Origin of the sequence: Pseudomonas sp. B7(2017) (assembly GCF_002112745.1) — a bacterium.
GTDB classification, from domain to species: Bacteria; Pseudomonadota; Gammaproteobacteria; order Pseudomonadales; family Pseudomonadaceae; genus Aquipseudomonas; species Aquipseudomonas ekonensis.
This window is the reverse complement of sequence record NZ_NEIP01000019.1, coordinates 1-11,224: the sequence shown is the minus strand read 5'-3', so window position 1 is coordinate 11,224 and position 11,224 is coordinate 1. Positions and strand designations below refer to the sequence as shown.

General features: G+C 65.5%; 9 protein-coding genes and 1 rRNA gene. 2 read left to right on the top strand and 8 right to left on the bottom strand.

Annotated features, from left to right (window positions below):
- Positions 1-10 precede the first annotated feature (10 nt).
- The 3 genes from CAG29_RS24630 to CAG29_RS24620 all read right to left on the bottom strand — a co-directional run bounded on the left by CAG29_RS24630 (position 11) and on the right by CAG29_RS24620 (position 3,799).
- Positions 11-1,036: a histone deacetylase family protein gene (locus tag CAG29_RS24630; RefSeq protein WP_085584617.1), complete on the bottom strand. Its 1,026-nt coding sequence runs from the start codon at positions 1,034-1,036 to the stop codon at positions 11-13.
- Positions 1,037-1,238: 202 nt separating this feature from the next.
- Positions 1,239-2,468, bottom strand: coding sequence for a Zn-dependent hydrolase (locus CAG29_RS24625; RefSeq protein WP_085640657.1), 1,230 nt, complete (start codon positions 2,466-2,468; stop codon positions 1,239-1,241).
- A 20-nt stretch (positions 2,469-2,488) separates the two neighbouring features.
- On the bottom strand, positions 2,489-3,799 hold the full coding sequence (locus CAG29_RS24620) for an MFS transporter (protein WP_085584620.1): 1,311 nt from the start codon (positions 3,797-3,799) through the stop codon (positions 2,489-2,491).
- A gap of 161 nt (positions 3,800-3,960) precedes the next feature.
- On the opposite strand from CAG29_RS24620, the gene CAG29_RS24615 reads away from it, so the two are divergent.
- Positions 3,961-4,896: a LysR family transcriptional regulator gene (locus CAG29_RS24615; RefSeq protein WP_085584622.1), complete on the top strand. Its 936-nt coding sequence runs from the start codon at positions 3,961-3,963 to the stop codon at positions 4,894-4,896.
- Here the strand turns inward: CAG29_RS24615 and CAG29_RS24610 are convergent.
- Genes CAG29_RS24610 through CAG29_RS24600 form a run of 3 tightly spaced genes read right to left on the bottom strand, consistent with a single transcriptional unit; the run spans position 4,890 to position 7,893 of the window.
- Positions 4,890-5,819 carry a glyoxylate/hydroxypyruvate reductase A gene (locus tag CAG29_RS24610; RefSeq protein ID WP_085630837.1) on the bottom strand — a complete coding sequence of 310 codons (930 nt, stop codon included), beginning with the start codon at positions 5,817-5,819 and terminating at the stop codon, positions 4,890-4,892. The genes CAG29_RS24615 and CAG29_RS24610 overlap by 7 nt on opposite strands.
- An 8-nt stretch (positions 5,820-5,827) precedes the next feature.
- Complete coding sequence (locus CAG29_RS24605) at positions 5,828-6,583, bottom strand: class II aldolase/adducin family protein (protein WP_085695276.1); 756 nt, start codon at positions 6,581-6,583, stop codon at positions 5,828-5,830.
- An 8-nt stretch (positions 6,584-6,591) separates the two neighbouring features.
- Positions 6,592-7,893, bottom strand: coding sequence for an MFS transporter (locus CAG29_RS24600; RefSeq protein ID WP_085657209.1), 1,302 nt, complete (start codon positions 7,891-7,893; stop codon positions 6,592-6,594).
- Between the two features lie 155 nt (positions 7,894-8,048).
- Between CAG29_RS24600 and CAG29_RS24595 the strand changes: the two genes are divergently transcribed.
- Complete coding sequence (locus CAG29_RS24595) at positions 8,049-9,008, top strand: LysR family transcriptional regulator (protein WP_085584630.1); 960 nt, start codon at positions 8,049-8,051, stop codon at positions 9,006-9,008.
- A 12-nt stretch (positions 9,009-9,020) separates the two neighbouring features.
- Here the strand turns inward: CAG29_RS24595 and mrdA are convergent, their stop codons facing one another.
- On the bottom strand, positions 9,021-10,913 hold the full coding sequence (gene mrdA, locus CAG29_RS24590) for a penicillin-binding protein 2 (protein WP_085584632.1): 1,893 nt from the start codon (positions 10,911-10,913) through the stop codon (positions 9,021-9,023).
- 214 nt (positions 10,914-11,127) lie between these two features.
- A 5S ribosomal RNA gene (gene rrf, locus CAG29_RS24585) occupies positions 11,128-11,224 on the bottom strand; the annotation flags it as partial.

Here is an 11,224-nt window from a genome sequence, read left to right as displayed (position 1 = left end):
ACCGACAAACTCAGCGCTGCCACACCTGGGCATTCACAAAGAACGCCCGCGCATTGTCCTCCAGGCTCTCCAGGTGATACCCGCCCTCCTGCACGATCAGGCACGGCAAGCCCAGGCTGCGGATGCGCTCACCCAGCGCGGCGAACCCTTCACGGGTCACCGCCACCTTGCTCTGGGGGTCGAGCTCATAGATGTCGAACCCCAGCGACAGCACCAGCACCTGCGCCCCGAACCCGCGCACCGCCGCCAGCGCAATATCCAGTTGAGCGAGGAAGTCCGCCTCGCTCGCCCCGTGGGCCATCGGCAGGTTGAGGTTGAAGCCCTCCCCCGCACCGGTGCCGCGCTCGTCGGCGAACCCGGCCACGCCCGGGTAGAAGTTGGTCGGGTCGCCGTGCACCGAGACGTAAAGCACGTCATCGCGGTCGTAGAAGATTTCCTGGATGCCCTGGCCGTGGTGCATGTCGGTGTCGAGCACCGCGACCTTGCCGAAGGCGCCGCGCAGCACCTGCGCCGCCACCGCCGCGTTGTTCACGTAGCAGAAGCCCCCCGCCGCTTCGGCACGGGCATGGTGCCCCGGCGGACGGCACAGGGCGTAGGCCGCCGGTTCGCCATCGATCAGCGCCTGGGCACCGGCCACCGCGCACTGCGCCGACCAGTAGGCCGAGCGCCACGTCTGTTCGCCGACCGGGCAACTGCCGTCGGCCAGGTAGCGCGCGGCTTGGGCGAGGACGCCGCGCAAGGCGTTGGGCTCACGCACGAAGATGTTCGACATCACTTCGTCGCCCCAGTCTTCGGGGATCTCTTTCCAGCGCGCATGGGCTTCCTGCAGGAAGGCCAGATAGGGCGCGCCGTGCACCGCCAGCAACGGCGCGAGGCCGGCATCGGCCGGTGGCTCGACGGCAAAGCCCAGACCGTGGGCGGCCTGGACCAGCCGCTGCGCGCGCTCGGGGACTTCCTGGGGCGTGCGCATCTGCCCGCGTGAGTAGTAGCTGCGAGGATGGTGGAGCAACTGTTCGGGATGGAAAAAACTGCGCATGGGGTGAAATTCCTGTCTGTCCGCTTAAGGCATGCAGTCGGCTGCGATCCCTTGTGGGGGCCAGCCTGCTGGCGATAGCGGTGTGTCATCGAAATGAGGGGTGTCTGATCGGGCCCTATCGCCAGCAGGCTGGCTCCCACAGTTTTGTACGCGGTTCCTGTGGGAGCGGGCTTGCCCGCGAAGGCGTCGGTCAGGGCGCTACTCAGTCAGCCCGCCCGGCACGGGCCAGCACGGCGTTGAGTAACACATCGGTGCCCTGGCGCACGTCGTCGGGCAGCACGTCTTCGGCCTCGTTGTGGCTCAGGCCGCCGACGCACGGGATGAACACCATCGCCGTCGGGCAATGCCGGGCCAGGTGGATCGCGTCATGACCGGCGCCGCTGACGATCGGTTGCTGAGCGTAGCCCAGCGCATCGACGGCCTCCTGCACCGCCGCCACGCACCCCGCGTCGAACGGCGTGGCCGGGCTGATCCAGTGCGGCGTGACGGTGAGGGTCAGGCCCCGTCCGTCGGCGATCGCCTGCAAGCGTGCGCGCACCTGAGCTTCCATCGCCGCGATGGCATCGTCGCGGTGATGACGCAGATCGACGGTGAAGTTCACCAGGCCCGGAATGGTGTTGCGCGACGACTTGCTGATTGACAGTTCGCCCACCGTGGTCAGGCCCTCGGGCGCGAAATCCGCCGCCAGCCCTTCGATGGCCTGGATCATCCGCGCCACGCCGTACAAGGCATCCTTGCGCAGCGCCATCGGCGTGGTGCCGGCATGGGCGGCCATGCCTTCGACCCGCACGTCGAGCCAACGGATCGCCTGGCCGCCCGTCACCACGCCGATGCTCTTGGCGTTGTCCTCAAGGATCGGGCCCTGCTCGATGTGCGCCTCGAAATAGGCGTCGACCTTGCCGCCCAACGGACGGTTCCCGGCATAACCGGTGCGCTGCAGGGCCTGGGCGACGCTGATGCCGTCGGCGTCGCGCACGGCCAGCGCGGCGTCCAGATCCATGAGGCCGGTGAACACCGCCGAACCGAACATCGCCGGGGTGAACCGGGCGCCCTCCTCGTTGGTCCACACCGCCACCTCCAGCGGCTTGCGGGTGCTGATGTTCAGGTCATTGAGGCGGCGCACCACTTCCAGCCCGGCGAGCACCCCATAGACGCCGTCGAAGCGTCCGCCTTCGGGCTGGGTGTCGAGGTGGCTGCCCATCATCACAGGCGCGGCGTCCGGGTCGGTGCCGGGGCGGCGGGCGAACAGGTTGCCGATGGCATCGACGCTCACGGTCATGCCGGCCTCGCGGCACCAATGGGCGAACAGTTCGCGACCGGCCTTGTCTTCGTCGCTCAGCGCCAACCGGCAACTGCCGCCCCGGGCCGTCGCACCGATTTCGGCCATGGCCATCAGGCTCGCCCACAGGCGTTCACCGTTGATCTTCAGCATGAAACTCTCCAGAACAGTCATCAGGCGCGGACCGTTTCCGCGCGGTGGGCAAGGGCGTGACGGCGCGCCAGCGACAGCACGCAGACCAGCGAAACGGCGGCGATCAGGCTGTAGAACACCGCCATCGGCCACCACTGGCCGGTGAACCGGTGCGCCAGCATCGTGCCGATCAGCGGCGTCAGGCCGCCGGCCAGCGCGCCGCAGACCTGATAGGCCAGCGAGATCGCGGTGTAGCGCACGCGGGTCTCGAACATGCCGCTGACGTAACCGGCGATCACCGCATAGAACGAGGCCATGCACACCACCGCCAGGGCGATGCCGAGGATGATCAAAGGCGCCTGGGCCGAGCTGACCAACACGAACATCGGGTACGGCGACGCCATCGCCAGCAGCGACACCAGGCACAGGAACCGCGTCGCGCCGATTTTCTCGGCCATCCACGCCGCCAGCGGCTGGATGCAGAACTGGATGATCGCGACGAAGAACAGGCACTCCAGGATCAGCGAGCGCGGCAGCGCCAATTGCTGGGTGGTGTAGGCGATCATGAAGGTGTTGGTGAAATACACCCCGGCGATGCCCAGGGTGTTGGCGCCGATGCACAGCAGCAGCGGCCGCCACGCGGTGCGCAGCACTTCCATCACGGGTGCCTGTTCCTTGCGGGCCTGCTGCCGGGCCTGCTCGCGGCCGGCGAGGAACTCCGGCGATTCGTTCACCCCCAGGCGAATGGCCAGACCGACCACCAGCAACAATGCGCTGGCCAGGAACGGCACCCGCCAGCCCCAGCTCATCAAATCTTCCTCCGGCAGACGGGTCACGGCGCCGAACGCCAGCAGCGACAGAATCAGACCTGCCGGACTGCCCAACTGCGCAAACGACGCGAAGAAATTGCGCCGGCCTTTCGGCGCATGCTCGCCGGCCATCAGCACCGCCCCGCCCCACTCGCCGCCGACGGCGATGCCCTGGACGACCCGCAGCAGGATCAGCAGCACCGGCGCGGTCGCGCCGATCTGCGCATAGGTCGGCAGCAGGCCGATGCACACGGTGACCACGCCCATCATCAGCAGCGTGATGACCAGCGATTTCTTGCGCCCGATGCGGTCGCCGATGTGGCCGAAAACGATCCCGCCCAAGGGCCGGGCGAAGAAGCCCACCGCGAAGGTGCCGAAGGCGGCCATGGTGCTGAACAGCGGATCGCCGGAGGGGAAGAACAAGGCGCCGAACACCAGCGCGGCGGCCGTGGCGTAAATGTAAAAGTCGTACCACTCGATCATCGTGCCGATGAAGGCGGCGGCCGCCGCACGGCGCGGCTGGTTCGAAGCGTGGGGCTTCATGGGTCGGGCTCCTTTGGTTATTTTTCTGGCAGGAGTTGAACGGCAAATCGCGGCGCTCTGCTGGCGCCTGTCGTGGAGGGATTTATCGTTCCGGGGCTATGATCAGTCAATTTTCTATTTATTATTCCGATTATTACGCCACCTTATAATCGAGGGCCGCCATGGCCGAACGCGACCTGCAACGCCTGCTCAACGACCGCCTCGACTGGAACCTGCTGCGCACCTTCCGCGTGATCGGCCAGGAACTGAGCATCAGCCGCGCCGCCGCGCGCCTGCACCTGACCCAACCGGCGGTGAGCCAGGCCCTCAAGCGCCTGGAAGAACAACTGGGCCGCCAACTGATCGCCCGGCGCGGCCCGCGCTTCGCCCTCACCGAGGTCGGCGAACAGCTCTTGGCGCTGGCCGGCGAAATCTACGGACAGGTGTCCCAGGTCAGCAGCCTGCTGGGCGAGCCGGCGGACGAAGTGATCGGCAAGGTGCGGCTGTTGATCATCAGCCGGATCTTTTCCGAGCGTTTCGACGATTTTCTCGCCGACTTCCACCGCCAATTCCCCCGCGTGGACCTGGAGGTGGAGGTGATGCGCAGCTCGGACATCGTCAGCGCCCTGCAAGAGAAGACCGCGACCCTGGGCCTGAGCCTCAACCGGCGTGCGCAGCCGCGCCTGGAACAGCGCCTGTTCCTGCGCCAGCGCTACGCGTTTTTCTGCGGCAAGCACCACCCGTTGTTCCGACGGCAGGACGTCAGCCAGAGCGATCTGCAGCGCGAGAACTTCGTCAGTTTCACCAGCGACCAGATCGGCGGGATGCTCTCGCCGCTGACCATTTTCCGCGATCAACAGGGCTTCAGCGGGCGCATCGTCGCGTCCTCGCCGAGCCTGGAGGAAGTCCGGCGACTGGTGATCGCCGGATTCGGCATCGGCTGCCTGCCCGAACACGTGGTGGCGGCGGACGTCGAGGCCGGATTGCTCTGGCGCCTGCCGCCCCACGAAGGGATCGCCGATGTCGACATCCACATGCTGTGGAACCGCGAGCAACGCATGAGCCGCGCCGAAACGCTGTTCATCGAACGCTTGCAGGCGTGCCTGGCCGATCAGTAACCCAGCAGGCGGTCCGCACTGTTCAGCAGCGGCTCGCCGGCGTTCAGGCGCCGGACGTTCTCGGCGATCTGCTCGGCGATGCAATCGTGGGACGCCGCCGACGCCATGTGCGGCGTGACGGTGACGCCGGGGGTCGTCCACAGCAGGTGGTCGGCGGGCAGCGGTTCCCGTTCGAACACGTCGAGCAGCGCGCCGCGCAGTTTTCCGTCGGCCAACGCCTGTTGCAGGTCGTCGGCATTCAGGTGCGCGCCGCGCCCGACGTTGACCAGCGCGGCGCCGTCGGCCAAGCGTCCGAACGTGCGGCGGTTGAGGATGCCCCGGGTCTCTGCCGTCAGCGGCAGCAGGTTGACCAGCAGTTCCACCCCGTCGAGGAACGGGTCGAAGGCCGCGGCACCGGCGAACGTCTGCACGCCGGGCAACGCTTTGGCGCTGCGGGCCCAGCCGCGCACGTCGTAACCGGCGCCGGCCAGATCCTGCGCAATCGCGCTGCCCAGCGAGCCGAGCCCCATCACCCCGACCCTGAAGCGGCTCGCCGGGCGTTGCGGCGGCCGCTCCCAATGTCGGTTCGCCTGATGGCCGAGCACCCGGTCGAACCCTCGGTGATAGTGGATCACCGCCCAACGCACGTATTCGGTCATGCCTTGGCGGTGGCCGGGATCGACCACCCGGCACACCGGCAAGTCCGGGCAGGACGGGTCGTGCGCCAGGTGATCGATGCCGGCGGCCACCGAATGGATCACCTGCAGGTTCGGCAACGCGCCCAGGCTGCCCGGCAACGGAAACCAGCACGCCGCCACCTGAGCCCGGATCGCCTGTGGATCTTCGGCCAGCACCGCCGCCAAGTGCGGCGCACGCCGGGCGAAGGCGTCCTGCAATTGCGCGAGCAGCAGCGTGTCGCGGGACAACAGCGCGACGGTGTTCATGTCGGCGCTCACGATGTGTAGGACTCGCGCTGGGACTCGATCAGGGTCAACGCGGCCTGCCAGGCCAGGTCGATGATGTTGTCCTGCTCGTCACGGTCGAACTGCTCGGCGGTGTGGGCACAGACCTCCGGCGACGGGAAGTGCAGCTCGGAACCACCGGCCAGTGCCTGCACCTGAGCCTGGCAGGCGCGCTCCAGGAAGTGGATTTCCTGAAACGCCTGGGCCACGCCGGAACCGCCCACCAGCAACCCGTGGTTGCGCAGGATCATCGCCCGGTGCGGGCCGAGATCGGCGATCAGTCGCTCGCGCTCGTCCAGCGACAGCGCGATGCCTTCGTAGGTGTGGTAAGCCAGTTTTCCGTAGAACTTCAGCGCGTGCTGGCTGATCGGCAACAACCCGTGCTTCTGCGCCGCCACCGCCATGCCGGCGGCGGTGTGGGTGTGGATCACGCAGTTCAGGTCCGGGCGCGCCATGTGGATCGCCGAATGGATGACGAAACCGGCGGCGTTGACCCGGTGCCCGGCGTACGCGGGGTCGACGATGCGGCCGTCCTGGTCGATGCGCACCAGGTCAGAGGCGCGCATGCGGTCGAAGATCACCCCGTAGCGGTTGATCAGGAAATGATGCTCCGGCCCCGGAATGCGCAGGGTGATGTGGGTGTCGATCAGGTCGGTCATGCGAAAGTGCGCGATCAGGCGATACAGCGCGGCCAGTTCGCAGCGCGCCTGCCATTCGACCGGGTCGGTTTGGGACGTTCTACTCATAAAAGCACTCACGAATACACCTCTTGGTTGGAAGGAAGGACGGCGGGATTGGCGCGCAGCCGGGCGAGGCCGCAAACGCCGATCAGGGACAGGGCCGACAGCAGCGTGAAGAACACCGCCAGCGGCAGCCACTGCCCGGAGAACTTGCTGGCCAGCAGCGTGCCGATCAGCGGCGTGGTGCCGCCGGCGACGGCGCAGCTCAACTGATAGGCGATGGAAATCCCCGAATAGCGCAGATGCACCGGGAACGCCTGGGTCATGTACCCGGCGACCACCGCGTACAGCGCCGACAGGATCACTACCGCCACGGCGATGCCGAGCGTCATCAACACGATGTCCTGGGTGCCGACCAGCAGGAACATCGGGTACGGCGTGACCATGCACAGCAACGCGACCAGCGTCAGGAAGCGGCCCTCGCCGATGCGCTCGGCCAACAGCGCGGACAGCGGCTGCGACAGCAACTGAATGACCGTCACCAGAAACAGGCAATCGAGGATCGTCGCCCTCGGGATGCCCTGATACTGGGTGACGTACGTGATCATGAAGGTGTTGGTGAAGAAGAACCCGGCCGAACCGATGGTGACGGCGGCGGCCGCGAACAGGATCTGCCGCCAGCACTGACGGATCACATCCTTCACCGGGTGCCGGGCGGTCTGGTGGCTGGCCTTGGCTTTGGCGAACTCCGGCGACTCGTGCACGCCGGAGCGGATCATCAGCCCGACCGTCATCAGCACGCCGCTGGCCAGGAACGGCAGACGCCAGCCCCAGGCCAGAAAGTCCTCAGGCTCCAGCGACGTCACCAGGCGGAATGCGATCAACGCCAGCAGCAACCCGGCGGGGCTGCCCAGTTGCGCGAACGAGGCATAGAACGTCTTGCGCCCGGCCGGCGCATGCTCGCTGGCCATCAGCACCGCCCCGCCCCACTCGCCGCCGACGGAAATGCCCTGGATGAGGCGAAGCACGATCAGGCCCGCGGGCGCCCAGATGCCGACGCTGGCATAGCTGGGCAACAGGCCGATGCCGGTGGTCGCCAACCCCATCAGGGCCATGGTCACCAGCAGCATTTTCTTGCGTCCGAGGCGGTCGCCCAGATGGCCGAACACCATGCCGGCCATGGGGCGGGCGATGAAGCCGACGGCGAAGCTGCCGAACGCGGCGAGCGTGCTGGTCACCGGATCGCCGCTGGGGAAAAACACCTGTCCGAGCACCAGGGCGGCGGCCGTGGCGTAGATGTAGAAATCGTAGAACTCGATGGTCGTGCCGATGAAGGCAGCGGCGGCGGCACGGCGCGGCTGAGCGGTGGTGTGCATGCAAGAACCCTGTGTATTTATAGTTTTGGGCAGGTGTCGAAGCGGCTGGCGGTGGCGCTCTGTGGCGCTTGTGGGCTTTATCGCTTCCGTGAAAGGATTAGTCAATTTTCAAAAACTTATCCTTACTATTAGCCTTGCTACTACATGGAGCGTGCATGACCTCGACTTCCACCCCTTGGGCGGGCCGCCGCTTTCTCAACGACCGCCTCGACTGGAACCTGTTGCGCACCTATCTGGTGATCGGCCAGGAAGGCAGCATGAGCCGCGCTGCCGCCCGGCTGCACATCACCCAGTCGGCGGTCAGCCAGGCGCTTAAACGGCTCGAAGAGCAATTGGATTGCGTGTTGATCGCCCGCAGCGGTCGGCGGTTCGACCTGACGGAAACCGGGGAAGAAGTCCTGCGCATCGCCGCCGACATCTACGGCGACATTTCACGGTTGGGGACGGTGGTGGAGAATCGCCACGACGACGTGGTCGGCAAGATCCGCATCCTCACCGTCAGTGGTGTGCAGGCGCGGCATTACGATGACTTCCTCGCCGATTTCCATGAAACCCACCCGAAAATCGAGCTGGAAGTCGAAGTGATGGGCAGCTCGGACATCATCAGTTCCCTGCTGCAGAAAACCGCCACGGTGGGCGTCGGCCTGTGTCGCTTGCCGCAACCGCGGCTTGAGCAGCGGGTGCTGTTCCGCGAGCGTTACGCGTACTTTTGCGGGCAACGGCATCGACTTTTCGGACAGGAGAATCTGACCCTTCAGCAGCTTGCGGCGGAAAACTTCGTCAGCTTCACCAGCGACCAGCTCGGCGGCAACCTTTCACCCCTGACACTGTTCCGTGACCAGCAGGGCTTCACCGGCAAGATCGTTGCCTCATCCACCAGTTTCGAAGAGATTTACCGCTTGATCTGCGCAGGGTTCGGCATTGGTTGCCTGCCGGTTCACCTGGTGCGGCGGGACGTCGAGCAAGGTCTGCTCTGGCGTTTGCCGCCGGAAGAGGGGGTGGTGGATTTCGATATACAGCTACTATGGAACCGCGAGCAGAAGATGACCCAGGCCGAGACCGTGTTCCTCGACAGCTTCCAGCACATGCTCAGCCTGCGTGAGCCTGTGCTGTAAGCCTTTGCCGGCTCAGACGTGAGGATCGCCCTGGGGCTTGGTCGGCGCGGCGTACTGCGGCTTGAGGTGGCCGTCCTGATCGAGCAGCCAGGCATCCATGATCTGCCGCACCACGGGACCTGCGACCCGACCGCCCGCCTCGCCGTTCTCGATCATCACTGAGATCACGATCTGCGGATGCTCCGCCGGGGCGAAGCCGACGAACAAGGCGTTGTCGCGGTGACGTTCCAAAGTCTTCTCGCGGTTGTAGCGCTCGCCCTGCTTGATCGCCACCACCTGCGCCGTGCCGCTCTTGCCGGCGATGCGGTACTGCGCGCCGGCCGCCGCCGCACGGGCGATGCCGCGGGCATCGTGCATCACCATCTGCATGCCGTGGTTCACCTGTTCCCAGTCACGCGGATCCTTGAGCCGGATGTTCGGCATCGGGTGTTCGTCCACCGGCGCGACACCGTCGACCGTCTTGGCCAGACGCGGGCGGTTCCACACGCCTTTGTTGGCGATCAGCGCCGTGGCCTGGGCCAGTTGCAACGGCGTGACCTGCATGTAGCCCTGGCCGATGCCGAGAATCACCGTCTCCCCCGGGAACCAGGCCTGACGGCGGGTGGCGCGCTTCCAGGCCTGGGAAGGCATCAGGCCCGGCGACTCCTCGAACATGTCCAGCGAGACCTTCTCGCCAAGGCCGAACATCGCCATGTAATCGTGCAGGCGGTCGATGCCGAGCTTGTGCGCCAGGTCATAGAAGTAAGTGTCGTTGGAGCGCATGATCGCGGCATCCATGTCCACCCAGCCGTCGCCGCTGTGGTTCCAGTTGCGGTACTTGTGATCGTAGTCAGGCAGTTGGTAGTAACCGGGATCGAAGACCCGGGTCTGCGGCGTCACGATGCCAGCATCGAGCCCGGCGATGGCCACTTCCGGCTTGATGGTCGAGCCCGGCGCATAGAGGCCCCGCAGCACGCGGTTGAACAGCGGCCGGTCGATGGAGTCGCGCAGCGCCGAGTACTCTTTGGAGCTGATGCCCGTCACGAACAGGTTCGGGTCGAAGCTGGGGTTGCTGACCATGGCCAGCACCTCACCGGTGGCCGGATCCAGCGCCACCACCGAACCGCGCCGATCCCCCAAAGCCGCTTCGGCCGCTTCCTGGAGCTTGACGTCCAGACTCAGGACGATGTTCTTGCCCGGCACCGGATCGGTATGCTTGAGCACACGCAGGACACGGCCTTGGGCGTTGGTCTCGACTTCCTCATAACCGACGTGGCCATGCAGCTGCGCCTCGTAGAAGCGCTCGATGCCGGTCTTACCGATGGACTGGGTGCCGCGGTATTCCACGGAATCGAGGGTCTTGGATTCTTTTTCGTTGATTCGACCGACATAGCCGATGGAATGGGCAAAGTGCGCACCCAGCGGGTAGTGACGGACGAACTGCGGTTCGACATCCAGGCCCGGCAAGCGGAACTCGTTCACCGCCAGTACGGCGATCTGTTCCTCTGTCAGCTCGTAGAACAACGTCACCGGCGTGAACGGGTGGCGTGACTGCTTCATGGCCTTGTCGAACACCGTGCGGTCTTCGGCGGGGAGGTGCAGGAGCTCGATGACCTCGTCCAGTTCCTGGCTGACGTTGGTGGCGCGTTCCCGGGTGATGGTCAAGTTGTAGCTGGGGCGGTTGTCGGCCAGCAGTACGCCGTTGCGGTCATAGATCAGGCCGCGGGTCGGCGGGATCGGCAAGACGTGTACGCGGTTGTTTTCCGAGATGGTCGAGTGGTAGTCGAACTCCACCACCTGCAGGATGTACAGGCGCACCACCAGTGCGCAACTGATCGCAAAGACAAACAACGCGCAGGCGATCAGCCGTTTGTTGACCAGGCGCGTCTCTTTCTCGTGATCCTTGATCGGAATGGGTTCGGGCATTTCTGCAGCCACTCTTTGACAAAATGAGCGCCGATCCATGGGCGTGACATCAGTCCGTTAAAAAACGAGCTGCACCATACCAAAAACTGCCGGGTCACTTCAGAAGGAATTCCTTCAACGGTGGTGCCGGTGCGACGGCTGGATGCGTCCAGAAACTTTCCTGCGGGCAAAACAAAACCCCAACCGCTTTCGCAGTTGGGGTTCCGGAATTTAATCTTGACGATGACCTACTCTCACATGGGGAAACCCCACACTACCATCGGCGATGCATCGTTTCACTTCTGAGTTCGGGATGGGATCAGGTGGTTCCA